Source organism: Luteimonas sp. A277 (assembly GCF_054052045.1).
The window spans coordinates 170,815-193,885 of record NZ_JBSVRG010000006.1 but is presented as its reverse complement, the minus strand read 5'-3'; the positions used below and the strand labels follow the sequence as shown (position 1 = coordinate 193,885).

The 23,071-nt window shown below is 67.7% G+C and carries 21 protein-coding genes; 11 read left to right on the top strand and 10 right to left on the bottom strand.

The window, feature by feature from the left end; genetic code table 11:
- Positions 1 to 143 precede the first annotated feature (143 nt).
- Positions 144 to 818, top strand: a complete 675-nt coding sequence (radC, locus tag ACW7G2_RS07910) for a RadC family protein (RefSeq protein ID WP_456974477.1) — start codon at positions 144 to 146, stop codon at positions 816 to 818.
- Between the two features lie 9 nt (positions 819 to 827).
- Here radC and ACW7G2_RS07905 read toward each other — a convergent pair whose 3' ends face one another.
- From ACW7G2_RS07905 to ACW7G2_RS07890, 4 genes are read right to left on the bottom strand one after another with little or no spacing between them, the layout of a single operon-like run.
- The gene (locus ACW7G2_RS07905) at positions 828 to 1,613 is read right to left on the bottom strand and encodes an iron ABC transporter ATP-binding protein (protein WP_456974475.1); all 786 of its coding nucleotides are present in this window, start codon (positions 1,611 to 1,613) and stop codon (positions 828 to 830) included.
- Positions 1,610 to 2,578, bottom strand: coding sequence for an iron chelate uptake ABC transporter family permease subunit (locus ACW7G2_RS07900; RefSeq protein ID WP_456974473.1), 969 nt, complete (start codon positions 2,576 to 2,578; stop codon positions 1,610 to 1,612). The genes ACW7G2_RS07905 and ACW7G2_RS07900 overlap by 4 nt, the downstream gene beginning before the upstream one ends.
- A gap of 4 nt (positions 2,579 to 2,582) precedes the next feature.
- Positions 2,583 to 3,614: an ABC transporter permease gene (locus ACW7G2_RS07895; protein ID WP_456974471.1), complete on the bottom strand. Its 1,032-nt coding sequence runs from the start codon at positions 3,612 to 3,614 to the stop codon at positions 2,583 to 2,585.
- Between the two features lies 1 nt (position 3,615).
- Complete coding sequence (locus tag ACW7G2_RS07890) at positions 3,616 to 4,557, bottom strand: siderophore ABC transporter substrate-binding protein (RefSeq protein WP_456974469.1); 942 nt, start codon at positions 4,555 to 4,557, stop codon at positions 3,616 to 3,618.
- A gap of 195 nt (positions 4,558 to 4,752) precedes the next feature.
- On the opposite strand from ACW7G2_RS07890, the gene argS reads away from it, so the two are divergent.
- Genes argS through ACW7G2_RS07870 form a run of 4 tightly spaced genes read left to right on the top strand, consistent with a single transcriptional unit; the run spans position 4,753 to position 8,669 of the window.
- Positions 4,753 to 6,456, top strand: a complete 1,704-nt coding sequence (gene argS / locus ACW7G2_RS07885) for an arginine--tRNA ligase (protein ID WP_456974467.1) — start codon at positions 4,753 to 4,755, stop codon at positions 6,454 to 6,456.
- Between the two features lie 5 nt (positions 6,457 to 6,461).
- Positions 6,462 to 7,202 carry an SPOR domain-containing protein gene (locus ACW7G2_RS07880; RefSeq protein ID WP_456974465.1) on the top strand — a complete coding sequence of 247 codons (741 nt, stop codon included), beginning with the start codon at positions 6,462 to 6,464 and terminating at the stop codon, positions 7,200 to 7,202.
- A 33-nt stretch (positions 7,203 to 7,235) separates the two neighbouring features.
- Positions 7,236 to 7,865 carry a hypothetical protein gene (locus ACW7G2_RS07875; RefSeq protein WP_456974463.1) on the top strand — a complete coding sequence of 210 codons (630 nt, stop codon included), beginning with the start codon at positions 7,236 to 7,238 and terminating at the stop codon, positions 7,863 to 7,865.
- A 45-nt stretch (positions 7,866 to 7,910) separates the two neighbouring features.
- Positions 7,911 to 8,669, top strand: a complete 759-nt coding sequence (locus tag ACW7G2_RS07870) for an SDR family NAD(P)-dependent oxidoreductase (RefSeq protein WP_456974461.1) — start codon at positions 7,911 to 7,913, stop codon at positions 8,667 to 8,669.
- A gap of 71 nt (positions 8,670 to 8,740) precedes the next feature.
- Here ACW7G2_RS07870 and ACW7G2_RS07865 read toward each other — a convergent pair whose 3' ends face one another.
- Positions 8,741 to 9,145, bottom strand: a complete 405-nt coding sequence (locus ACW7G2_RS07865) for a cupin domain-containing protein (protein ID WP_456974459.1) — start codon at positions 9,143 to 9,145, stop codon at positions 8,741 to 8,743.
- A gap of 40 nt (positions 9,146 to 9,185) precedes the next feature.
- Positions 9,186 to 11,078 (bottom strand): arginine decarboxylase, encoded by a 1,893-nt coding sequence (speA, locus tag ACW7G2_RS07860; protein WP_456974457.1) that lies wholly within the window; start codon positions 11,076 to 11,078, stop codon positions 9,186 to 9,188.
- A gap of 167 nt (positions 11,079 to 11,245) precedes the next feature.
- On the opposite strand from speA, the gene speE reads away from it, so the two are divergent.
- Complete coding sequence (speE, locus tag ACW7G2_RS07855; RefSeq protein WP_456974455.1) at positions 11,246 to 12,097, top strand: polyamine aminopropyltransferase; 852 nt, start codon at positions 11,246 to 11,248, stop codon at positions 12,095 to 12,097.
- A gap of 6 nt (positions 12,098 to 12,103) precedes the next feature.
- On the opposite strand, the gene ACW7G2_RS07850 is transcribed toward speE, so the two are convergent.
- Together ACW7G2_RS07850 and ACW7G2_RS07845 are read right to left on the bottom strand one after the other, a co-directional pair.
- Positions 12,104 to 12,604: a hypothetical protein gene (locus ACW7G2_RS07850; RefSeq protein WP_456974453.1), complete on the bottom strand. Its 501-nt coding sequence runs from the start codon at positions 12,602 to 12,604 to the stop codon at positions 12,104 to 12,106.
- Between the two features lie 78 nt (positions 12,605 to 12,682).
- Positions 12,683 to 13,021, bottom strand: coding sequence for a P-II family nitrogen regulator (locus ACW7G2_RS07845; protein WP_343257331.1), 339 nt, complete (start codon positions 13,019 to 13,021; stop codon positions 12,683 to 12,685).
- Between the two features lie 185 nt (positions 13,022 to 13,206).
- Here ACW7G2_RS07845 and ubiK point away from each other — a divergent pair, with 185 nt between their 5' ends.
- The 4 genes from ubiK (at position 13,207) to ACW7G2_RS07825 (ending at position 18,677) form a co-directional block, all read left to right on the top strand.
- Positions 13,207 to 13,503, top strand: coding sequence for a ubiquinone biosynthesis accessory factor UbiK (ubiK, locus tag ACW7G2_RS07840; RefSeq protein WP_456974451.1), 297 nt, complete (start codon positions 13,207 to 13,209; stop codon positions 13,501 to 13,503).
- Positions 13,504 to 13,512: 9 nt separating this feature from the next.
- Positions 13,513 to 15,027: a YifB family Mg chelatase-like AAA ATPase gene (locus ACW7G2_RS07835; RefSeq protein ID WP_456974449.1), complete on the top strand. Its 1,515-nt coding sequence runs from the start codon at positions 13,513 to 13,515 to the stop codon at positions 15,025 to 15,027.
- 102 nt (positions 15,028 to 15,129) lie between these two features.
- The gene (locus tag ACW7G2_RS07830; protein WP_456974447.1) at positions 15,130 to 17,208 is read left to right on the top strand and encodes an alpha/beta fold hydrolase; all 2,079 of its coding nucleotides are present in this window, start codon (positions 15,130 to 15,132) and stop codon (positions 17,206 to 17,208) included.
- Positions 17,209 to 17,339: 131 nt separating this feature from the next.
- Positions 17,340 to 18,677, top strand: coding sequence for an MATE family efflux transporter (locus ACW7G2_RS07825; RefSeq protein ID WP_456974445.1), 1,338 nt, complete (start codon positions 17,340 to 17,342; stop codon positions 18,675 to 18,677).
- A 217-nt stretch (positions 18,678 to 18,894) separates the two neighbouring features.
- On the opposite strand, the gene aceA is transcribed toward ACW7G2_RS07825, so the two are convergent.
- Together aceA and aceB are read right to left on the bottom strand one after the other, a co-directional pair.
- Entirely contained in the window at positions 18,895 to 20,232 is a 1,338-nt protein-coding gene (aceA, locus tag ACW7G2_RS07820) for an isocitrate lyase (protein WP_456974443.1), read from the bottom strand.
- 82 nt (positions 20,233 to 20,314) lie between these two features.
- Positions 20,315 to 21,934, bottom strand: coding sequence for a malate synthase A (aceB, locus tag ACW7G2_RS07815; protein WP_456974521.1), 1,620 nt, complete (start codon positions 21,932 to 21,934; stop codon positions 20,315 to 20,317).
- Positions 21,935 to 22,091: 157 nt separating this feature from the next.
- On the opposite strand from aceB, the gene ACW7G2_RS07810 reads away from it, so the two are divergent.
- Complete coding sequence (locus ACW7G2_RS07810; RefSeq protein ID WP_456974441.1) at positions 22,092 to 23,060, top strand: LysR family transcriptional regulator; 969 nt, start codon at positions 22,092 to 22,094, stop codon at positions 23,058 to 23,060.
- The last annotated feature ends 11 nt before the right edge of the window (positions 23,061 to 23,071 follow it).

Genomic DNA, 23,071 nt, shown 5'->3' with positions numbered 1-23,071 from the left:
GCGGCGATGCGCCGCGTGGCCGCTAATTGGAACCACGGGACGGCGGCCACGTGCCGCCCCGGCCGGCCTCCCCCTGACCGGCGGCATGCCCCAAAGCGTCCGGCCGCCGTCCCGCCCTCTCATCTGCTCTGAAGGAGTGCTCCTTGCGCATCCGAGACTGGCCCAGCGGCGAGCGTCCGCGGGAAAAACTATTTGCCCGCGGCCCGGCGATCCTGTCCGACGCGGAGCTGCTGGCGATATTCCTCGGCTCCGGCGTGCGTGGCCAGGACGCGGTGTCCACCGCACGCAAGCTGCTGGCCGAACACGGGCCGCTGCGCGCCCTGCTGGAGCGCAGTGCTACGGAGCTGTCCAAGCTGCCCGGGATCGGGCCGGCCCGAGCTTCGCGGTTGGCATCGGCGCTCGAGCTGTGCAACCGCTTCCTTGCTGCCGGGCTCGAACGTGGCGACGCCTTGACCGACCCCAAGGCCGCAGGCATGTATTTCGCCCAGCGCCTGCGCAGCCATCCGCATGAGGTATTTGCCGTGCTGTTTCTGGATACCCGCCACCGCGCGCTGGCCTTCGAGGAACTGTTCCGCGGCACCATCGACGGCGCCGAGGTGCATCCGCGCGAGGTGGTGCGCAGGGCCCTGGCACACAATGCGGCGGCGCTGATCGTTGGCCATAACCATCCAAGCGGCTGCCCCGAGCCTTCAGCGGCCGATCGTGCGGTGACCGCGCAGCTCAAGCAGGCGCTGGCCCTGGTGGACGTGCGCCTGCTGGATCACTTCGTGGTGGGCGATGGCGCACCGGTGTCGCTGGCCATGCGCGGATGGGTGTAGCCGGACTGTTCAGGCCTGCGGCCCGGCTTCGGCATCCGGATCGTAGAACAGGCACACCCTTCGCCCGTCCACTTCGGCCACGCTGATGGGAGTGTCGTAGAGATCGGTCAGCAGGTCGCCGCGGATGATCTGTTCCGGCGGGCCTTCGCTGTGCACCAGGCCCTGCTTCATCGCCACGATCTTGTCCGAATACCAGGAGGCGAAGTTGATGTCGTGCAGCACCACCACCACCGTGCGTCCCAGCTCATCGGCGGCGCGGCGCAGCAGGGCCATCATCCGGCTGGCGTGCCTGATGTCCAGATTGTTGAGCGGTTCGTCCAGCAGCAGGTAATCGGTGTCCTGGGCCAGGGCCATCGCCACGAATGCCCGCTGCCGCTGCCCGCCCGAAAGCTCGTCCAGATAGCGCGTGCGCAGGTCCTCCAAGCCCAGGTAGGTGATGGCTCGGTCCACGTACCCCTGGTCTTCGCGGGAAGGGCGGCCGCGATTGTGCGGGTAGCGACCGAATGCCACCAGGTCCTGCACTGTCAGGCGCACGGCCACATGGTTTTCCTGGCGCAGGATCGCCAGTCGCGTCGCCAGCTGCCGGGTGGGCGTGGTGGCCACGTCCAGCCCGTCGACTTCCACGCTGCCCGAGTCCATGTCCAGCAACCGGCTGATCATTGACAGCAGGGTGGATTTACCCGCGCCGTTGGGCCCGATGATCGACGTCACGCCCCCGGCCTGGAGGGTGACGGAGACGTCATTGACGACGATGTTGTCGCCGTAGGACTTGCTGACCGCACGGGTGACGATCATCTCGCCGCCCCCCTCAGGATCAGGAAGATGAAGACCAGTCCGCCGAGGAACTCGATGATGATCGACAGCGCGGTGCCGAACGAGAACACCCGTTCCATCAGCGTCTGCCCGCCCACCAGGCAGATGATCGCGAGCAGCACCGACGCAGGCAGAACGTGCCGATGGCGGCCGTCCCCGGCCAGGGCGTGGGCCAGGCTCACCACCAGCAGTCCGAAGAAGGTCACCGGGCCCACCAGCGCCGTGGAGACCGACACCAGCACGGCCATGATCACCAGCAGCTGCATGACCGTGGCCCGGTAGTCCACGCCCAGGCTGATCGCCGTTGCCCGCCCGAGCGAGACCACGTCCAGGCTGCGGTGGATCCGCCACAGCGCCGCCGACGCCAAGGCCACGATCACCACCGACACCCCCAGCAACGTGCGGTCGACCGAATTGAAGCTGGCGAAGAAACTGTCCTGCAGCACCAGGAATTCGTTGGGGTCCATCATCCGCTGCATCAGGTTGGCCAGGCTGCGGAAGAACACCCCGAACACGATGCCCACCAGCACCAGCAGGTGCAGGCTGCGGCCGCCACTGATGAACAGCCAGCGGAACAGCGCCACGCTGAAGCCGACCATCGCCACCACCTGCAGCAGGAACTGCAGCCGCGGATCCACCGCGGCCAGCGCCCGGGAGGTGAAGAAGAAGATGACGAACGTCTGGATCAGGATGAACAGCGTGTCGAACCCCATGATCGCCGGGGTCAGGATGCGGTTGTTGGTGACGGTCTGGAACAGCACCGTCGACACCGCGATCGAGTAGGCCACCAGCACCAGACCCAGCAGCTTGGTGCTGCGGAAGGGCAGCACGAACTGCCAGTTGCCGCGCGCGCCCAGCAGCATGAAGCAGGCAATCGCGGCCAGCGCCAACACTGCCAGCCCCGCGATCACCAGCCGGGGACGGTCCATGCGTGCGCTTGCAGCCATCAGGCTAGCCAGCTGCGCCACGGCGCCTCCGCAGCAGCAGGTAGAGGAAGATGCCGCTGCCGGCCACGCCGACCACCACGCTGATCGGGATCTCATACGGTGCACGCACCAGGCGCCCGAAGATGTCACAGGCCAGCACGAATCCCGCCCCGCCAATGGCCACCCAGGGCACTGCCCGGCGCATGTTGTCGCCCACCAGCAGGCTGACCACGTTGGGCACCACCAGGCCGAGGAACGGGATGATCCCCACCGACACCAGCACCACGGCGCTGATCACCGCCACGATCACCAGCCCGCCCATCATCACCCGCCGGTAGTTGAGCCCCAGGCTGGTGGTGAGGTCCCGGCCCAGCCCGGCCACCGTGAACCGGTCGGCGGCCAGCCAGGCCACCACCAGGCCGGCAAACCCGATCCAGAGCAGCTCGTAGCGCCCGCTGAGCACGCCGGAAAAATCACCCACCCGCCAGGCCAGCATCGTGCCCATCAGCTCGTGGCGGTAGGCAAAGAAAGTGGTGACGGCGCCAATCACCCCGCCCAGCATCACCCCCACCAGCGGCGGCAGGAATACATCGCGCAGCGGCACGAACCGCAGGATGCGCACGAACAGCGCCGTCCCGGCCAGGGCGAAACAGGCCGATACACCCATCTTGGCCATCATCGACCAGCCCGGCACCAGGATCGTCGCGGTCAGGAAGCCCAGCGCCGCCGAGTCCGCAGTGCCCACCGTGGTCGGCTCCACGAAGCGGTTGCGCACGACCATCTGCATCACCAGCCCGGCGATGGCCATCGATGCGCCCGCCAGCATTGCCGCCAGCGTGCGCGGAATGCGGCTGACCAGCAGCACCTGCAGATCGCGGTCAGCGGCTCCCGACAGCAGCGACGACAGCCGCACCGGGCTGACTCCAACCATCAGGCTGGCAACAGCCAGTGCGGCCAGCACCAGGGCCGCCACGGCCAGCGGCTGCAGTGACAGCCCCTGGCGCAGGGACGTGCTGACATCGACCCCCGCCCGGGCCGCCGGCGCACCGCGGATCACCTCAGGCCTCCGGCGCGACGGCGTCCAGCACCTGGGCAGCCAGGCGGGTGACCGAGGTGTAGCCGTGCATCACCACGTAGGCGGGCACCGGATCCAGGTACACAACCTGGCCCTCCTGCCACGCGGTGGCCTGGCGCACCAGCGCGTTGTCGAGCAGCGCGCGCGCCGCCCCACTGTCACCCCCGGCCACGCCGGCATCGCGATCCACCACGAACAGCCAGTCCGGATCGGCCTCGAGGATGAATTCGAACGACACCGAGTCACCGCCGTGGAAGCGGTCGTCCACGTCCTCCATCACCGGCGAAAAGCCGGCTTCGGTGAAGATCCAGCTCAAGCGCGAGTTCGCGCCATACACGCCCAGGCGGCCGGCATTGGTCACCAGCACCATGGCGGTACCGGCACCGGCGCTGCGCTCACGCAGTTCGGAGAACTTCGCGTCGATGTCCGCGCTGAGCTCGGCGGCGCGCTCCTCGCGGTCGAAGACCCGGCCAAGCGTGGCGATGTTCTGCTTCACCCCTTCCACCAGGCTGGCGTTGTCCACCGTCAGGTCGATGGTGGGCGCAATGCCGGACAGCTCGGGAAGCGCAGTACGCGAGCGGCCGGCCACGATCACCAGATCCGGGCGGGCCGCACTGATGGTTTCGTAATCGGGCTCCTGCAGGGTGCCGGTCTTCAGGTAGGGATCGGATCCGTAATGCCGCAGGTAATCGGGCAGCCCGGCGCCGGGAACGCCGATCACCGCCTCCACGCCGAGCGCGTCCAGGATGTCGAGCACGGCCATATCCTGCACGACCACCCGCTGCGGCTGGCCCGCCAAGGTGATTTCACCCTGCTGGTGTTCGATCCGGATGCCTTCGCCGGTTTCAGCATTGGTATTGGGCGTGGGGCCGCTGCAACCGGCCAAGGCGGCAACCAGCGCCGCCAGAACAATGGTTTTTCTCATACGGCCTTTCTTCAGCAGCCGACGGGAGGCAGCTGACTGTGGGGGGATTGAATGACAATGATAATAGGAATCATTGTCAAAGTGGATCGATCAACCCGGCTCGCCCCCGGAAAGAGTCAGATTCGGACGCGATTCCAAGCCCCGGCGCCGGGCTCGGCTACACTATCGGGCCCTGCGCAATCCCCACGCACACCAGTGAAATCCCAGCTTCGCGCGCTAGTTTCCCAAGCTATCGATGTTCTCCGTGCCGACGGCCGGCTGCCCGCCGATGCCGCCGCGCCCGCTTACGTCATCGAACGCCCCAAGGACCGCAGCCACGGCGACTTTTCCACCAACGCCGCCATGTTGCTGGTCAAACTGGCCAACCAGGCCGGCCAGCGCACCAACCCGCGCGCGCTGGCCGAGTCGCTGATCCAGGCCCTGCCGGACAGCGACCTGGTGACCGGAGTGGACATCGCCGGTCCGGGATTCATCAATTTCCACCTCAGCCCGGCGGCCTGGCACGGCCAGCTGCGCCTGGTGCACGCCCAGGGCGCTGCCTACGGGCGCAACGACAGCGGCAGCGGTCGCGTGGCCGGCGTTGAATATGTCTCGGCCAACCCGACCGGCCCGCTGCACGTGGGTCACGGCCGCGCGGCGGTGATCGGCGACTGCATCGCGCGGGCGCTGGCCGTCAACGGCTGGAGCGTGAAGCGCGAGTTCTACTACAACGATGCCGGCGTGCAGATCGAGAACCTGGCCCATTCGGTGCAGGCACGCGCCCGCGGCCTGAGGCCGGACGACGCCGGCTGGCCGGAAGATGGCTACCGCGGCGATTACATTGCCGACGTGGCCCGCGCCTATCTGGATGGTGCCCGCGTTGAGGTGGAAGGCCAGACGGTGTCGGCCAGCGGCGACATCGAGGATTTCGACGCTATCCGCCGCTTCGCCGTGGCCTGGCTGCGCAACGAACAGAACGATGACCTGGCCGCCTTCGGCGTGTCCTTCGACGTGTACTACCTGGAATCGTCGCTGTACGCCGACGGCAAGGTGGAGGACACCGTGAAGCGGCTGGTTGAACGCGGCCATGCCTACGAGCAGGACGGTGCGCTGTGGCTGCGCACCACCGACTTCGGTGACGACAAGGACCGCGTGATGCGCAAGTCCGACGGCACCTACACCTATTTTGTACCGGACGTTGCCTACCATCTGTCCAAGTGGGAGCGCGGCTACGAGCGCGCCATCACCGAACTGGGCGCCGACCACCACGGCTCGCTGGCGCGGGTGAAGGCCGGCCTGCAGGCGCTGGACGAAGGCATTCCACAGGGCTACCCGGAATACGTGCTGCACCAGATGGTCACGGTGATGCGCGGCGGCGAGGAAGTGAAGCTGTCCAAGCGCGCCGGCAGCTACCTGACCCTGCGCGACCTGATCGACGAGGCCGGTCGTGACGCGACGCGCTGGTTCCTTGTGGCACGCAACCCGAATTCACAGCTGGTGTTTGACATCGACCTGGCGCGCAGCCAGTCACTCGACAATCCCGTTTACTACGTGCAGCTCTCGCACGCGCGCATCTGCGGCCTGCTGCGGCAGCTGGACGAGCGCGGGCTTGGATTCGACCTCGAGGACGGCCTGTCACAGTTGCCGGACGTGGACAATCCGGCAGCGCGCGAGCTGCTGGATGCGATCTCGCGCTGGCCGGAAACGGTGGCCGCCGCCGGGGAACAGCTGGAACCACACCTGATCACCACTTACCTGCTGGAACTGGCACAGTCGTTCCAGACGTATTACAACGACAACCAGTTCCTGGTGGATGACGCCAGCGTGCGCAACGCGCGCCTGGCGCTGGCCCTGGCGACCCGCCAGGTGCTGGCCAACGGAATGGAACTTGTAGGCGTGGCAGCCCCGGAGAGGATGTAGTTCAAATGGCGGTAAGGAAAGGCAAGTCGCAGGCGCGACGCAACAGTGGCAACGGCAACGGGCTTCCCGGCTGGGCGTGGATGCTGATCGGCATCCTTGTCGCGGTGATCGCGATCCTGGTCGCACCCCGGTTCTTCAAGTCCGAAGGCGAGGACGGTTTCTACCGCCCACGCGCGAATCCCGACGCCACTCCGGCCCAGGCCAGCAGCCCGGGCGAGGACGACGCGCCCGCACGGCAGCCCGACCCGCTGCCCGCACCCACCAGCGATCCCGAGTACGACTTCTACACCCTGCTGCCGGGCCAGGAGGTGCCGATGACCGACGCCGAGCTGGCCGCCAGCGCCAAGGCCGAGCAGGCGCGCGAGCGCCAGGCGGCGCAGCGCGATGCGGACGCCGCGCAGCCGGCCGACACCGCCCCTGCCACCGCGGCGTCAGCGCCTGCTGCCACTCCTGCCGCGCCCTCGACGCCGCGGGCCACCTCCGCGGCATCGGCCGCACCTGCTGCTGACACCACCGCCCGCTACCTGCTGCAGGCCGGCTCGTTCAGCGCGTCCGGCGATGCCGAGGCGCTCAAGGCGCGCATCGCCCTGCTTGGGCTGGGTGCACGCGTGGAATCGGCCCAGGTGGAGGGCCGCACCGTCTATCGCGTGCGCATGGGACCTTACGGCACCGCCTCGGAGCTGGCCGAAGCCAAGGGCCGGCTGGAGAACGGCGGCCTGGACGCGATGGCCATCCGGGTGCAGTAATCATCCGAAGCACTACGGCGAAGGAGCGCTGACATGATCCGAACCAGTCCCCATCTGATGCTGTGCCTGGCCCTTGCATGGGCCGGCTCCGCCGCCGCCGCAGGCGTGGATTGCGAGGCCCCCGATTCATGGGCCGGGCGCACGGTGTGCTCCAGTCCCGCGCTGCGTGGCACCGACCAGCAGCTGCAGACCCTGGCGCGCGAGGCGCGGGAGCGGAACCAGGACCCCGCCGCCTTCGATGCCGCCCAGGCCGAATGGGCCGACCAACGGCGCAATGCATGCAACACGATCCGCTGCCTGCAGACCAGCTACTCCAGCCGCATGGACGAGTTGCGCCTGCAGGTGGCTGGTGGCCGTCCGCCGCTGCTCACCCCGGGCACCTATCACCGCCACCCGGCCGCAGAGGATGGATCGGCTCCGGCGCTGTGGATCGAGGTGCTGGAACAGGACCGTTACCGGCTGCGGGTGCTGTCGGCGAGCGATGACATCCGTCCGGTGGAAGGCGAGTTCACCGAGCGCGTCGGCAGCGCGCGCTTCACCGCCCCGGGCTGCACCTTTACCCTGGCCTTCGCGCCGGACGTGATCGTGCTGTCGGGCGCTGCCGGCGAGCTGTGCGGCAGCGCGCTTGAAGGCAGCTACCTGCGTACGTCTTCAGACCAGTAAGCGGCGGGCCACGGGGTGACGCCGCCGGGCGGTTAAACTGGCGAGATGGAAAAAACCATCCTCATCACCGGCGCCACCGCCGGATTCGGTGCCGCCGCGGTGGACCGCTTCATCAACTCCGGCTGGCAGGTGATCGCCACCGGCCGGCGCGCTTCACGCCTGCAGGAACTGGTGGACCGCCATGGCGCGGCACGGCTGCACACCGCCGCCTTCGACATCCGTGACGCCGATGAAATGCAGGCCGCGCTGGATGACATTCCCGAGCCGTTCCGGGCGATCGACGTGCTGGTCAACAACGCCGGTCTGGCGCTCGGCACCGCGCCGGCGCAGCAGGCTGACCTGTCGCAGTGGCGGCAGATGATCGACACCAACGTGACCGCCCTGGCCAGCCTTACCCATGCGCTGCTGCCGACATTGATCGAACGTCGCGGCGCGATCATCAACATCAGTTCGATTGCCGGCAGCTGGCCCTATCCCGGGGGCAACGTATACGGCGGCACCAAGGCCTTCGTCACCCAGTTCTCGCTGGGCCTGCGCTCGGACCTGCACGGCACCGGGGTGCGGGTGACCAGCATCGAGCCGGGCATGGCGGAAACCGAGTTCACCCTGGTCCGCACCGGCGGCGACCAGGCGGCATCCGACACGCTCTACGGCGGTGCAAGCCCGATGACCGCGGCAGACATCGCCGACACCATCTTCTACGTCGCCACCCTGCCGCCGCACCTGAACATCAACCGGCTCGAGATCATGCCGGTGAGCCAGTCCTTCGCCGGTTTCCAGGTGCACCGCGCGTCGGGGGCGTAGCCCCGACCTACGGGACTTTCCCGGTGAGGCAACGTCGCATGTAGGTCGGGGCTACGCCCCCGACGCGCAGGTCACTCCGTCGGCTTGCCGTCGTAGTGATCCGCCTCGTGCTGGGCCTCGGCGATCGCCGCCGTGGTGTGCACGGTGCCATCGCGGTGTTCGGGCGGGCCGTACAGGGTGTAAAGCTTGAGCGGCTCATCGCCCCGGTTGATGACGTTGTGCTCCGCGCCCGCCGGGACAACGGCGATCTCATCGTGCTCCAGGGTGTGGCTGACGCCGTCGATCAGCAGGGTGGCCTTGCCCTGTTCGACCCGGAAGAACTGGTCGATGTCCGGATGCACTTCACTGCCGATTTCTTCGCCCGGTTGCAGGCACATCACCACCAGCTGCATGTGCGCGCCTGTGTAGAGCACACGGCGGAAATCGGTGTTCTCGAGGGTGCGCTCCTCGATATTGTCGGTATAGCCTTTTTTCATGGAACCTCCGTGCAACGGAACTGGTGAGGGGGGCGCCGCATCAACCCAGCGGCGAATCGTCCAGGTAGGTGTATCCGGTCAGGCCCGCCTCCAGCGCCTCGTTCAGGCGGGATGCTTCGGACTTGGACAGGTCCGCGGCGCCGACCTTGGCGCGGTAGATGCGGCGCAGGTCGTCTATACGGTAGCCCACGTAGTCGAGCATCACATCGGTGGTGTCGCCGCGACGCTGCTGGGTGATCGCATAGCCGCCGGCTTCGTCGAGCTTGACCTCGATCGCATCAGTGTCACCGAACAGGTTGTGGATGTCGCCGAGGATCTCCTGATAGGCGCCCACCAGGAAAAATCCCAGCCGATAGCTCTCGCCGCGGCGCAGCGGGTGCAACGGCAGCGAGCTGTCCAGGTCCTCGTTCTCCACGTAGGTGTCGATCTTGCCGTCGGAGTCGCAGGTCAGGTCGGCGATGGTGCCGCGCCGGGTGGGCTCCTCGTCCAGGCGATCGATCGGCACGATCGGGAACACCTGGTCGATCGCCCACACATCGGGCATGGATTCGAACACGCTGAAGTTGACGAAGTACTTGTCCACCAGCCGCTCGCTGAGCTCATCGAGCAGCGGGCGGTGGCTCTTTTCGTGATAGGTCAGCCGCGCCTTCACCGCGTGGGCGATGGCGTAGAACAGGTCGTCGATGCGCGCGCGATGCACCAGGTCCAGCTGGCCCAGCGCATACAGGGCCAGGCCCTCGGCGTGGTGGTGCTGGGCTTCGTGGAACAGCTCCACTGCCGGGCGCTGCTCCATTTCGGCGTGGATCGCGCGCAGGTGCCGCATCACCGGCGGCTCATCGTCATGTTCGTCGGGGAGCCGGCCTTCCGGGGCCGCTTCAACCTCGGAGACGTTGGCCACCAGCATCGCATGATGGGCGGTCATGGCGCGGCCACACTCGGTCACGATCCGCGGCTGCGCCAAGCCGGCTTCGGCGCAGGCTTCAGCCAGCGGCTGGACGATGGTAGAGGCGTACTGGGCGATGCCGTAGTTGACCGAGTTGTAGCTGCGCGAGCGGGTGCCCTCGTAATCGATCCCCAGGCCGCCGCCGACATCGAAGTATTCAATGTTCGCGCCCAGCTTCGACAGCTCCACCAGGTAGCGCGTGGCCTCGCGCATGCCCCGGGCGATGTCGCGCACGTTGGAGATCTGCGAGCCCATGTGGAAATGCAGCAGCCGCAGCGCATCGTCCATGCCGGTATCACGCAGCGACTTCCACAGAACCAGCAGCTGGCGCGGCGAGAGCCCGAACTTGGCTTTGTCACCGCCCGAGTTCTGCCATTTGCCCGCGCCCAGAGTCGCCAGGCGCATGCGCACGCCCAGCGCCGGCTCAACGTCCAGCGCTTTGGATTCCTCCATCACCAGGCGCAGTTCGGAAGGCTTCTCGATGACGATGAACACGTTCATGCCGAGCTTGCGCCCGATCAGCGCCAGGCGGATGTACTCGCGGTCCTTGTAGCCGTTGCAGATCACCAGCCCGCCGGGCCGCGAGAGCGCCAGCACCGCCATCAGCTCGGGCTTGCTGCCTGCTTCAAGGCCAAACCCTTCCCCGGCATGTGAGGCCAGGGTGCCGGCCACGCCGCGATGCTGGTTGACCTTGATCGGATAGACAGCGGTATAGCCGCCGTCATAGTCCGCGTCGGCCTGAGCCTGCGCAAAGGCCTCCTGCAGCGCGCGCAGGCGATCGCTGAGGATGTCCGGGAAGCGCACCAGCACCGGCAGCTTCACCCCCTGCTCCAGCGCGCGGTCAACCACGTCCGGCAGCACGACCGACGGGCCGCCCGGGCCCCGCGGACGCACCAGCATCCGGCCGCCGTCATCCACGTCGAAATAGCCCGACGACCAGTGCGGAATCGAATAGGTCTTGCGGGCGCGGTCAGGGGACCAGGCGGTCATGGGCATGATCCGGAACGGGGGAGCGGTAATTGTAGGCCGGTCTTGCGCCGCCACGCCCCGACCGATTTTTCCACGGGCCATACTCACGGAGCGCCGCTGGCTTGATGGCAGCAACATCGCGGCCACCCTACAATGCGCGGCTTCCGCAACGCCCTGGACACCGCCGCATGAATGCCCCCACCTGGCTGTACGAAAATTTCGAGCCCACCGGCTCGGCGATCGGCTTCCGCGTCACCCGCAAGCTGGACGAGGTGCAGTCACCGTTCCAGAAGATCGAGGTGTATGAATCGACCGACTGGGGCAATGTCATGCTGATCGACGGCGCGATGATGGTCACCAGCCGCGACAACTTCCTCTATCACGAGATGATGTCGCACCCGGCGCTGTTCACCCACCCGGACCCGAAGCAGGTGGCGATCATCGGCGGCGGCGACTGCGGCACCCTGCGCGAGGTGCTGCGCCACCCGGGGGTGCAAAAGGCCGTGCAGTGCGACATCGACGAGCAGGTGACGCGCATGGCGGAGAAGCATTTCCCCGAGCTGTGCGAGTCCAACGACGACCCGCGCGCGCAGATCATGTTCGACGACGGTATCGCGTGGATGGAAAAGTGTGCCCCGGGCAGCCTCGACGTGATCATCGTGGATGCCACCGATCCGGTCGGCCCGGCCGTGGGGCTGTTCAACCAGGCGTTCTTCGAAAGCTGTTTCCGCGCCTTGGGTGAGGACGGGATCCTGGTGCAGCAGTCCGAGTCGCCGCTGGTGCTACTGGACCTGATCCGCGACATCCGCGCCGAGATGGGCAAGGCCGGCTTCGACAGCTTCCAGACCCTGCCCTTCCCCCAGCCCTGCTACCCCAGCGGCTGGTGGAGCTGCACCCTGGCCCGCAAGGGCGGGCGCGGCTTCGATTTCCGCGAGGGCGAGGCTGCTGCAAAGCCGTTTGATACCGGCTATTACAACGCCGATATCCACCGGGCGGCGCATGTGCTGCCGCCCTTCATGCAGGACGCTCTGGCGCCCTGACCGCGATTACCAGCCTTCGGGGCGATTCGTGTCCCCGCAGGCAGTGACGCAACGCGCGTTGCGGGACATGTCGGCCCCGCGCTGCGCCGCCTCGTGTTCGGCACGCCGCTGGGCCACCGTCTTGCACACCCGCTGGGCGCGGTTGCTGCCGGTTGGACGCACCCGCTCGCAAACCATTCGCTCGTCTTCGGCCTGGTTGATGATGGCGGAGATCGACTCCAGCGAATTGAACAACGCCACCTGATCGCGCTCGCCCAGTTCGGTGGAGCGCTCACGGCCCTCCAGAAGCGAAAACACCGTGTCCTGCTTGTCCAGCAGCTCGCGATGGGTGCGCTCATCAAGGTCCTTGTAGCGTCCTTCGCGGGCCACCGCTTCCTGCCTGATTTCCTGCTGCTGCTGCAGGATGGCCTGCGCATCGGTATTGACCACCACGTCCCCGGCGAGAACTCCCGCGGAAACCACCAAAGCTGCAGTTGCAAATCCGAGCGCCAACATGAACGATTTCATTTCAGGTGTTCCAGCTTCTATTGAAATGCCAGCCTAACCCTGCACCGCTCCGGGATTCAACCGGTTTCGCACCCGGGGCTACAGCGCATCGGCGTCCAACTCCCCGGTACGGATCCGCACCACGCGCTCCAGCGGCTGCACGAATATCTTGCCGTCACCGATCTTGCCGGTATTGGCCGAAGCGAGGATCGCCTCCACCACCGGATCCAGCTGGTCCTGGGTAACCGCTACCTCCAGCTTGAGCTTGGGCAGGAAGTCGACCACGTATTCGGCGCCGCGGTAGAGCTCGGTGTGGCCCTTCTGGCGACCGAACCCCTTCACCTCGGTCACGGTGATGCCGGTCACACCGGCCTCGGCCAGTGCTTCTCGCACGTCGTCGAGTTTGAACGGCTTGATGATGGCCACGACCATCTTCATCACGCGGACTCCATCTGGACTGGGCGCAGCATAACCGGCCAAGGCATGCCCTACACGCCGGGTACAATGCGCCGCCGTACGGTCCGGTCAGGCTTTTCCTACTCCCTGACACGGCCGCCGCCGACAGCATTCCTCCGCGCCCTGCGACATGCTGCCCCCAACACTCCCCGGAGGATGGACAACCCATGATCGATCTCGGCCACATTGACGACCTCGCCCGCCGCCTCAGCGGCCTGGTTCCGCCTTCCATGCGCGAAAGCCGCGAAGAATTGCAGGAAAACTTCAAGGCCGTCCTGCAGAGCGGCCTGACCAAGCTCGATCTGGTCAGCCGGGAAGAATTCGAGGTCCAGCGCGCCGTCCTGCTGCGTACCCGCGAAAAACTCGAGGCGCTGGAACAGGCCGTGCAGTGGCTGGAAGCAGAGCTGGAAGGCAAACCTTCCGCGTCCTCGGCCCCGCCCTCTCCGACCCCTCCCTCACACTGAGTCCTCCCCATGACACTCGCACTCGTGCATGGACGCGCGCGTGCGGGGGTATCGGCCCCCGCGGTGGCGGTTGAGGTCCATCTGGCAGGGGGGCTGCCCGGCATGTCCATCGTCGGCCTGCCGGAAGCCGCGGTCCGCGAAGCCAAGGACCGTGTCCGCGCCGCCATCCAGTGCGCGCAGCTCGAATTCCCCCAGCGGCGGATCACCGTCAACCTCGCCCCGGCCGACCTGCCCAAGCATGGCGGGCGATTCGACCTGCCCATCGCACTTGGCATCCTGGCCGCCAGCGGGCAGATTCCCGCCGAAGCGCTGCGCGACGCCGAATTCATTGGTGAGCTTGGCCTGACCGGCGAACTGCGCGCGGTGGACGCCGTGCTGCCTGCCGCGCTGGCCTGCGCGGCCGCAGGCAGACGGCTGATCGTTCCCGCGGCCAATGCCGGCGAAGCCGCCCTGGCTGCAGGTGCGCAGGTCTTTGGCGCCCGCACCCTGCTGGAAGTCTGCGCCCTGCTCAGCGGCCGGAAGTCGCTCCCCGCAGCCAGCCCGGCCCCGCTCCGTCCACGCACGGGGCCGGACATGCGTGATGTCCGTGGCCAGCTGCAGGCCCGGCGCGCGCTGGAGATCGCAGCGGCTGGAGAGCATCACCTGCTGTTTTCCGGGCCTCCCGGCTGTGGAAAAACCCTGCTGGCCTCGCGCCTGCCCGGCCTGCTGCCGCCAATGGACGAATCACAGGCGCTGGAGGCCGCTGCGGTGGCGTCAGCAGCAGGGCGCCAGCTTGACGTCAGCCGCTGGCGCGAGCGCCCGTTCCGCGCCCCGCACCACACTGCCAGCCCTATTGCGCTGGCCGGCGGTGGCGGCGAACCACGTCCGGGAGAAATCTCCCTGGCCCATCACGGCGTCCTGTTCCTGGACGAACTGCCCGAGTGGCAGCGGCGCGCACTGGAAGTGCTGCGCGAGCCGCTCGAGTCAGGCTCGGTTACCGTGTCCCGCGCCGCCCGGCAGTGCACCTTTCCCGCCCGCTTCCAGCTGGTGGCAGCCATGAATCCCTGCCCCTGCGGCTGGGCCGGCGATGTCTCAGGCCGATGCCGCTGTGGAGAGGACGCCATCCACCGCTATCGGGCGCGGGTATCGGGCCCGCTGCTGGACCGGATCGACCTGCACGTGGACGTGCGCCGGCTGCCGGCGCAGCTGCTGCGCCCCGATGCCCCCGATGGAGAAGCCAGTGCGCCTATCCGTGCCCGGGTGGAAGCCGCGCGCGAACGGCAACTGACACGTGCAGGCGTGCCCAACGCACGCCTGGACCATGCCCGCACGCTGGATACCTGCCGCCTGGCATCCCCCGACCAGCTGCTGCTCGAGCGCGCCATCGAATCGCTCCAGCTTTCCGCACGGGCCATGCATCGCATCCTGCGCGTGGCCCGCACCATTGCCGACCTGGCCGACAGCGATTCCATTGCCACCGTGCATCTGACCGAAGCGCTGGGCTATCGCGGCTTCAACAGCCAGCAGGCCCCGCTGGCCGCCTGACCCTGTCGATGGCCATCGGGCGGATTTAACACCCAGGCAACACGCGAAGCCCCGGTTCCGGCTAAATTCCGCCGGTGCTGCACCACTCAACGGGGAATACCAATGCAACATCGTTCACTGCTGCTTGCCAGCTGCATCGCACTGTCCCTCGCCGCCTGCGGTCCGCGCGGCGATAACGGCGATACGGACACTGCCGTCCGCACCGGGCCGTCCTCCATCGACGAAATGGAGCTGATCCCGCGCGAAGCCCTGTTTGGCAACCCCGAGCGCGCCAGCGTGCGCATCAGCCCGGACGGCCAGTACCTGAGCTGGATCGCACCGGTCGGCGGGGTGCTCAACCTCTGGGTTGCCCCCGCCGATGACCTCAACAACGCGCGTCCGGTCACCCGTGACGAGGGCCGCGGCATCCGCGCCTATTTCTGGAGCTACCGTCCCGGCACCCTGCTGTACCTGCGTGACAGCGGCGGCGACGAAGACTTCCACCTCTATGCGCTGGATCTGGAGAGCAGCGAAAGCCGCGACCTGACGCCGTTCGAGAAGACCACGGCCACCGTGGTCGGAGTCAGCCGCAACCACCCGGACAGCATTCTGGTGGGCATGAACGACCGCGACCCGCAGTGGCACGACCTGTACCGGGTGGACCTGGCCAGCGGCGAGCGCACGCTGGTGGAAGAAAACAGCGGCAAGATCGCCGGCTACCTGGCCGACGCCGACTACAACCTGCGCTACGCCATGCGTTCGCGCCAGGACGGCGGCATGGACATCCTGCGCCGCGAGGGCGATGGCTGGAAGGAACACGACGCGATCCCGTTCGAAGACGCGATGAGCACCTCCCCCAGCGGCCTGACCCTGGATGGGCAGACCCTGTACATGCTCGATTCGCGCGATCGCAACACCTCCGCCCTGTACGCGATCGATACCGCCAGCGGAGAGCGGACCCTGATCCATGAAGACGGGCGCGCCGACGTCAGCGGCAGCCTGTCCGACCCGGCCACCGGCGAAATCCAGGCGGTGTCGGTCAACTACCTGCGCGACGAGTGGACGGTGCTGGACGACAGCATCGCTGCGGACCTGGAGAAGCTGGAGCAGATCGGCCCGGGCGAAGTGGGCGTGGGCTCGCGCACCCTCGACGACCGCACCTGGATCGTCACCTATTCCGCCGCCGAGGCCCCGGCCAGCTACTACCGCTACGACCGCGACAGCGGCGAGCTGACCGAGCTGTTCTCGGCCCGGCCTGCGCTGGATGGCATGCCGCTGGTGCCGATGTGGCCAGTCGAGCTGAGCTCACGGGACGGCCTTAACCTGGTCAGCTACCTCACCCTGCCCGCCCACGCCGACCCTGACGGCGACGGCAAGCCCGACACCGCTGTGCCGATGGTCCTGCTGGTGCACGGCGGTCCGTGGGCGCGCGACTATTACGGCTACAGCAGCTACGACCAGTGGCTGGCCAACCGCGGCTACGCGGTGCTGAGCGTGAACTTCCGCGGCTCCACCGGCTTCGGCAAGGAGTTCACCAACGCCGGCGACGGCGAGTGGGGCGCGAAGATGCACGACGATCTCATCGATGCGGTGCAATGGGCGGTCAACAAAGGCATCACCACCGAGGACAAGGTGGCCATCATGGGCGGCAGCTACGGCGGCTATGCGACGCTCGCCGGCCTGACCTTCACCCCGGACACCTTCGCCTGCGGCGTGGACATCGTGGGCCCGTCCAACCTCAACACCCTGCTCGAGACCGTGCCGCCCTACTGGGCCAGCTTCTTCGAACAGCTTGCCCGCCGCATGGGCGACCCGCGCACCGAGGAAGGCCGTACCTGGCTGACCGAGCGCTCACCGCTGTCCCACGTGGACAACATCAGCAAGCCGCTGCTGATCGGCCAGGGCGCCAACGATCCACGGGTCAAGCAGGCCGAGAGCGACCAGATCGTCGACGCGATGACGGAGAAGAAAATCCCGGTGACCTACGTGCTGTTCCCCGACGAGGGCCACGGCTTCGGCCGGCCGGAGAACAACATGGCGTTCAACGCGGTGGCCGAAGGCTTCCTGGGCCAGTGCCTGGGCGGGCGCGCCGAACCGATCGGCGACCTCACCGGCTCCAGCATCCAGGTGCCGACCGGCGCCGACATCGTTCCGGGGTTGGCCGAAGCGCTCGAATCGCACACGCCGGAAAGCCGCAACTAACAGGCGGCCAGAGGTCACGCGGCTTCGCGCGCATGGCGCGCTCCTACAATGGGGTGCCTCCTGTAGGAGCGCCTCGCAGGCGCGAAGCCGCGTGAACCCCGGATTGCCCCGGCGGCGGCATCATGCTGCCCATGACACATTCCAGCTCCACCCCACTGACCCGCCTCGCCGTCGCCCGCCAGGCATGGCCGATCATCCTCGCCAACGCCGCCGTCCCCGCGCTGGGACTGGTCGACACCGCGGTCATCGGCCACTACGGCACCGCCACTGAACTTGGCGGCCTGGCGCTGGGCGCGCTGCTGTTCAACTTCGTCTACTGGAGTTTCGGCTTCCTGCGCATGGGCACCACGGGCTTCGTGGCCCAGGCCGCAGGCGCGGGAGACGAGGCCGAAGTACGCGCCGCGGTGAGCCGCGCGGTGCTGATGGCATTGGGCCTGGGCGCGATCCTGATCGCGGTGCAGTGGCCGGTGGTCAGGCTGTACCTGGGACTGATGGACGGCAGCGAAGCGGTCGAGGCCGCCACCGCCGGGTACTTCCAGACCCGCGTCTGGGGCGCACCTGCGGCGCTCACCCTGTTCGCTTGCAGCGGCCTGCTGATCGGCCTGGGCCGCAGCCGCGAACTGCTGATCGTGCAGCTGCTGCTCAATGGACTCAACGCGGGCCTGGACATCTGGTTTGCTGGTTACCTGGGCATGGGGGTGCGCGGCATCGGCCTGGGCACGGCGATCGCCGAGTGGAGCACCTGCGGGGTCGCACTCGCGATCGTCTGGCGGGTGCTGCGCGCCCGCCATGCAGACAGCGGTGCGTTCCTGTCCTGGGAGCGCATTGCCGATGCCCAGCGCATCCGCCAGTCGATGGCGGCCAATGGCGACATCCTGATCCGCACCCTGTGCCTGCTGTTCGCCTTCGCCTGGTTTGCCAACGCCGGCGCCCGCTTCGGCGACGTGACCCTTGCCGCCAACCACATCCTGCTGCAGCTGGTGTCCTTCAGCGCGTTCTTCCTGGACGGCTTCGCCTTCGTGGCCGAAGCCCGGGTGGGTGCGGCCTGGGGGGCGCGCAGCCGCGACCGCTTTCGCCGCGCGGTACGTCTGACCAGCGAGCTGGCCGTCGGCACCGCCGCAGTCCTGGCCGCGCTGATCCTGCTGCTTGGCCAACCCGCCGTCAGCGCCATCACCACCCTGCCCAACGTGCGCGAGGCCGCCTTCGCCAACCTCCCCTGGGCTGCGCTGTACGTGCTGGTGTCGGTGGCCGCCTTCCAGCTCGACGGCGTCTTCATCGGCGCCACCCGCACCCGCGAGATGCGCAATGCCGGGGTGATCTCGCTGGTCGTGTTCCTGCTCGCGGCCTGGCCGTTCACCGCCGCCTGGGGCAACCACGGCCTGTGGGCGGCGTTCGTGGTCTACGTCATCGCCCGCGCTGGGGCGCTGTGGCCGTACTTCCGGCGGATGGAGACGGGGCTGGCGGCATGATCCCGGCCCCCCCCCCCAGGGCCACCCGGCAGCGTGCCCCGCTTTTGCAGGAGCGCGCCATGCGCGCGATACCGCGTGACGTTTGGCAACGCCTTGGGGCTTCGGTTCCGGCGTCGCTGCCGAGGCGACCCGGGGCGCCCGGATTCACGCGGCTTCGCGCGTAAGACGCGCTCCTACGCGGGGTCAGGCCCGCTGGTGGACCGCGGGTGATGCGGCCCTAGGCCGCCGCCCTGCGCCGCTCCTGGAACTGCGCCTCCTCGGTTGATCCGTCCATGGCGGTGACGCTGGAGGCGCCACCCTGGATGACGGTGGTGACGTCGTCAAAGTAGCCGGCGCCGACCTCCTGCTGGTGGGACACAAAGGTGTAGCCGAGCGCCCGCGCTGCAAACTCCGGCTCCTGCACTTGTTCCACGTAGTGACGCATGCCTTCGCCGCGGGCGTAGTCGTGGGCGAATTTGAAGCTGTTGAACCAGTTGATGTGGATGCCGGCCAGGGTGATGAACTGGAACCGGTAGCCGAGCGCGGCCAGGTCGTCCTGGAAGCTGGCGATCTGGCGGTCGTCTAGGTTCTTCTTCCAGTTGAAGCTGGGCGAGCAGTTGTAGGCCAGCAGCTTGCCGGGAGATTTCGCGTGCACGGCCTGGGCGAATTCGCGGGCGAAGCCGATATCCGGAGTGCCGGTCTCGCACCACACCAGATCGGCGTAGGGTGCGTAGGCGACACCGCGGCTGATCGACTGCTCCAGCCCGTTGCGTACCTTGTAGAAGCCTTCGGCGGTGCGTTCACCGGCGAGGAAGGGAACGTCGTTGGCGTCGTGGTCGGAGGTGATGAGGGTGGCGGCCTCGGCGTCGGTGCGGGCCAGCACGATGGTCGGCACGCCGGCCACGTCGGCGGCCAGGCGCGCGGCGACCAGTTTCTGCACCGCTTCGGCGGTGGGCACCAGCACCTTGCCGCCCATGTGGCCGCACTTCTTCACCGCCGCCAGCTGGTCTTCGAAGTGCACGCCCGCCGCGCCGGCGGCGATCATGTTCTTCATCAGCTCGAAGCCGTTGAGAACGCCGCCGAAGCCGGCTTCGGCGTCGGCCACGATCGGCAGGAAGAAGTCGATCGCGTCTTTCTCCTCCAGCTTGCCGTCGCAGACCGCCTTCCATTGGATCTGGTCGGCGCGCTGGAAGGTGTTGTTGATGCGCCGGACCATGGCCGGTACCGAGTCGTAGGCGTACAGCGACTGGTCGGGGTACATGGTTTCCGACGTGTTGCCATCGGCCGCCACCTGCCAGCCGGACAGGTACACCGCCTCCAGCCCGGCCTTGGCCTGCTGCATGGCCTGACCGCCGCTGATCGCGCCGAAGGCGTTGACGTAGCCTTTCTTCGCCTCGCCATTGACCAGCTGCCACAGTTTCTCCGCGCCGCGCTTTGCCAGGGTGTGTTCGGGCTGCACGCTGCCGCGCAGGCGAACGACATCGGCGGCGGAGTACGGGCGCTCGGTGCCGTTCCAGCGCGGATTGCTGGACCAGTCATGGGTGAGGGATTCGATCTGCTGCTGGCGGGTGGTCATGTCGGACTCCGGAAGTCGTGGTTCGCGAATTGCAAATTGCGGGAATGGCGGGACCAGCGGGAATGGCAACCGTCTGCCGCGCTCACAGGCGCTCGTAGGCGGGGACGGTGAGGAAGTCTTCGAGCGTGTCGCGGCGGGTGAGGTATTCGAGCATGGCCAGCGCCTCGCGCATGCGGCCGGCGCCGGGGAGCGCCGGGTCGGCCAGGCGCGAGGCCACGTTGAGCAGGGCCGCTTCGAACAGCACGGCGTCGATGGCAGTCCCGTCATCCAGATACAGCGGCTCGCGCGCGGCGTTGCCCTCGCCGCCGCGAGCCTCCTGGCCGAACGATCCGGAATGGTGCAGCCACTGCCACAGCTGGGCGCGAGCGATCTCGGCGGTGGCCGCATCTTCCATCAGCCAGTGGATCGGCACGCAGCCGCTGCCGTCGAGCCATGCGGCGAGGTAGCGCACGCACACTTCGATGTTGTTCTCGAAGCCGGTGCGGGTAATGGTGCCCAGCGGCGGAGTGATCAGCTCGCCGCGCCCCACCAGCACGTCGTCGCGAAGCAGGTGCTGCTGGTGGGCGGTGGGCATGCGCTCGTCGAACACCTGCCGGGCAAGCGGAATCAGCGCCGGATGCGCCACCCAGGTGCCGTCGTGGCCCGCGGTGACCTCGCGCAGTTTGTCGGCGCGCACCTTGGCCAGCGCGAGGGCATTGGCCTGCGGATCTCCACTGACCGGGATCTGCGCGGCCATGCCGCCCATGGCATGGGCGCCGCGGCGGTGGCAGGTCTGGATCAGCAGCTCCGCATAGGCCTTCAGGAACGGCTGGGCCATGGTCACCTGGCCGCGCTCGGGCAATACCCGCCCCGGATGCCGGCGGAAGGTCTTGATGTACGAAAAAATGTAGTCCCAGCGCCCGCAGTTCAGCCCGGCGACGCGGCCGCGCAGCGCATGCAGGATCTCGTCCATCTCGAACGCCGCCGGCAGGGTCTCGATCAGCACGGTGACCTTGATCTGGCCGATCGGCAGGCCGAGCGCCTGCTCCATATGCCCCAGGGCGTCGTCCCAAAGCTGCGCTTCTTCCATCGACTCCAGCTTGGGCAGGTACAGATAGGGTCCGCGGTCCTTCGCGGCGAGCACATCCGCATTGTGGAAAACAAACAGTCCGGCATCGAACAGCGAGGCCGACAAGCGCGCGCCGTCGACCAGCGCGTGCTTCTCATCCAGGTGCCAGCCGCGCGGGCGCACCAGCAGCACGGCCTGCTCATCAAACGGGCGCAGGCGGTACTGTTTGCCGCCGCCTTCGAACTCCAGGGTGCCTCGCGCCGCCCCGCGCAGCGCGCGCTGGCCGGCAGTGAGGTTGTCCCAGGTGGGCGCGGTGGAATCCTCGAAATCCGCCATGTAACAGTTCGCGCCCGAGTTGAGCGCGTTGATGACCATCTTCGGGTCCACGGGGCCGGTGATCTCCACCCGCCGGTCGCGCAAGGCTTCAGGCAGCGGCGCCACCCGCCACTCGCGCTCACGGATCGCCCGGGTGTCTTCGCGGAAGTCCGGCACCTGGCCAGCGTCGAAGCGGACCTGGCGGGCCCGGCGCGCAGCAAGCAGGTCAAGGCGGCGGGCGTCGAACTGATAATGCAGGTCGACCAGGAAGGCGCGCGCCGCCGGCGGAAACAGGTCAGCGACCGGGTCTGCGGAGAGGGACAGGTCCAGCGTCCGCATTGGGGAGGAGAGCGTCTGGGGAAATTCCTTGAGCACGGCGGACATGGGGGCATTCCTGGATTGCTGCGAGTGCGAAACACCGTCTCCCGCCACCAACTATTTGACAAAGCATTTTTTTCAATGCTTATCATCAGCAAAACTTATATGGATCTTCGCCGTGAGCGAAAAGCCCGTCACACCGCCGCGATTCGCCTACAAGGGCGACCGCCTCAAGCCGCTGCGGGCGTTTTGCCAGACCGCCAGGCTGGGATCGGTGTCACGGGCGGCGGAGGCGCTGTTCGTGAGCCAGCCGGCGGTCACCCAGCAGCTGCAGGCGCTTGAGCGCGACCTGGGCGTACCGCTGCTGGAGCGGGCGGGACGGCGGATGCTGCCCACCCGCGAAGGCGAAGTGCTGTACGAACTGGCCGCGCCGCTGGTGGAAAGCATCGACGCCTTGCCCGACACCTTCCGGCAGCGGATCCGGGGCATGGATGCGGGCGAACTCAACATCGCCGCCAACAGCACCACCACCCTGTACCTGCTGCCCAGGCTGATCGCCGCCTTTCGCGCCGCCCATCCCGATGTGCGCGTGGTGCTGCACAGCGCCATCACCGCCGACGGCGCCGACCTGGTGCGCGACAACGTGGTCGACCTGACCTTCGGCTCCATGGTCGATGTGCCGGCCGACATCGACTACGCGCCGGCCTACCGCTTCGAGCACATGCTGATCACCCCGCGCGACCATCCGCTGGCGCAGGGCTCCACGCCCGGTCTGGAGGACATCGCCGCCCACGACCTGATCTTGCCGCCGCGCCGCCAGGTCACCCTGCGTCTGGTGGACCAGGTGTTCCAGCGCAGCCGCGTGCCCTACCACGTGGCCCTAGAAGTGGACGGCTGGGAAGTGATCAAGCAGTACGTGGCGATGGGCATGGGGATCAGCATCGTGTCCTCGGTCTGCCTCAACGAGGCGGATGCCCAGACGCTGGCGATCCGCCCACTGGACGGCCTGTTCCCGGCGCGCAGCTACGGGGTGATCATGCGCAAGGGCAAGATATTGCCCCCTCCCGCGCGCGCCTTCGTCGATCTGGTGCAACCCGACCTGTTCACCCGGCGCGACTACTGGGACAGCGGCCACTCCGAGCGCTAAGCCGCGGCGCC

Coding starts and splice junctions, on each gene's coding strand:
- ubiK (WP_456974451.1), top strand. CDS start 13,207: ATGATCGATCTCGGCCACATTGACGACCTCGCCCGCCGCCTCAGCGGC.
- ACW7G2_RS07870 (WP_456974461.1), top strand. CDS start 7,911: ATGGAAAAAACCATCCTCATCACCGGCGCCACCGCCGGATTCGGTGCC.
- ACW7G2_RS07900 (WP_456974473.1), bottom strand. CDS start 2,578: ATGGCTGCAAGCGCACGCATGGACCGTCCCCGGCTGGTGATCGCGGGG.
- ACW7G2_RS07865 (WP_456974459.1), bottom strand. CDS start 9,145: ATGAAAAAAGGCTATACCGACAATATCGAGGAGCGCACCCTCGAGAAC.
- speE (WP_456974455.1), top strand. CDS start 11,246: ATGAATGCCCCCACCTGGCTGTACGAAAATTTCGAGCCCACCGGCTCG.
- ACW7G2_RS07850 (WP_456974453.1), bottom strand. CDS start 12,604: ATGAAATCGTTCATGTTGGCGCTCGGATTTGCAACTGCAGCTTTGGTG.
- ACW7G2_RS07905 (WP_456974475.1), bottom strand. CDS start 1,613: ATGATCGTCACCCGTGCGGTCAGCAAGTCCTACGGCGACAACATCGTC.
- ACW7G2_RS07835 (WP_456974449.1), top strand. CDS start 13,513: ATGACACTCGCACTCGTGCATGGACGCGCGCGTGCGGGGGTATCGGCC.
- ACW7G2_RS07845 (WP_343257331.1), bottom strand. CDS start 13,021: ATGAAGATGGTCGTGGCCATCATCAAGCCGTTCAAACTCGACGACGTG.
- speA (WP_456974457.1), bottom strand. CDS start 11,078: ATGACCGCCTGGTCCCCTGACCGCGCCCGCAAGACCTATTCGATTCCG.
- ACW7G2_RS07890 (WP_456974469.1), bottom strand. CDS start 4,557: ATGAGAAAAACCATTGTTCTGGCGGCGCTGGTTGCCGCCTTGGCCGGT.
- ACW7G2_RS07825 (WP_456974445.1), top strand. CDS start 17,340: ATGACACATTCCAGCTCCACCCCACTGACCCGCCTCGCCGTCGCCCGC.
- ACW7G2_RS07880 (WP_456974465.1), top strand. CDS start 6,462: ATGGCGGTAAGGAAAGGCAAGTCGCAGGCGCGACGCAACAGTGGCAAC.
- ACW7G2_RS07830 (WP_456974447.1), top strand. CDS start 15,130: ATGCAACATCGTTCACTGCTGCTTGCCAGCTGCATCGCACTGTCCCTC.
- ACW7G2_RS07875 (WP_456974463.1), top strand. CDS start 7,236: ATGATCCGAACCAGTCCCCATCTGATGCTGTGCCTGGCCCTTGCATGG.
- aceA (WP_456974443.1), bottom strand. CDS start 20,232: ATGACCACCCGCCAGCAGCAGATCGAATCCCTCACCCATGACTGGTCC.
- aceB (WP_456974521.1), bottom strand. CDS start 21,934: ATGCGGACGCTGGACCTGTCCCTCTCCGCAGACCCGGTCGCTGACCTG.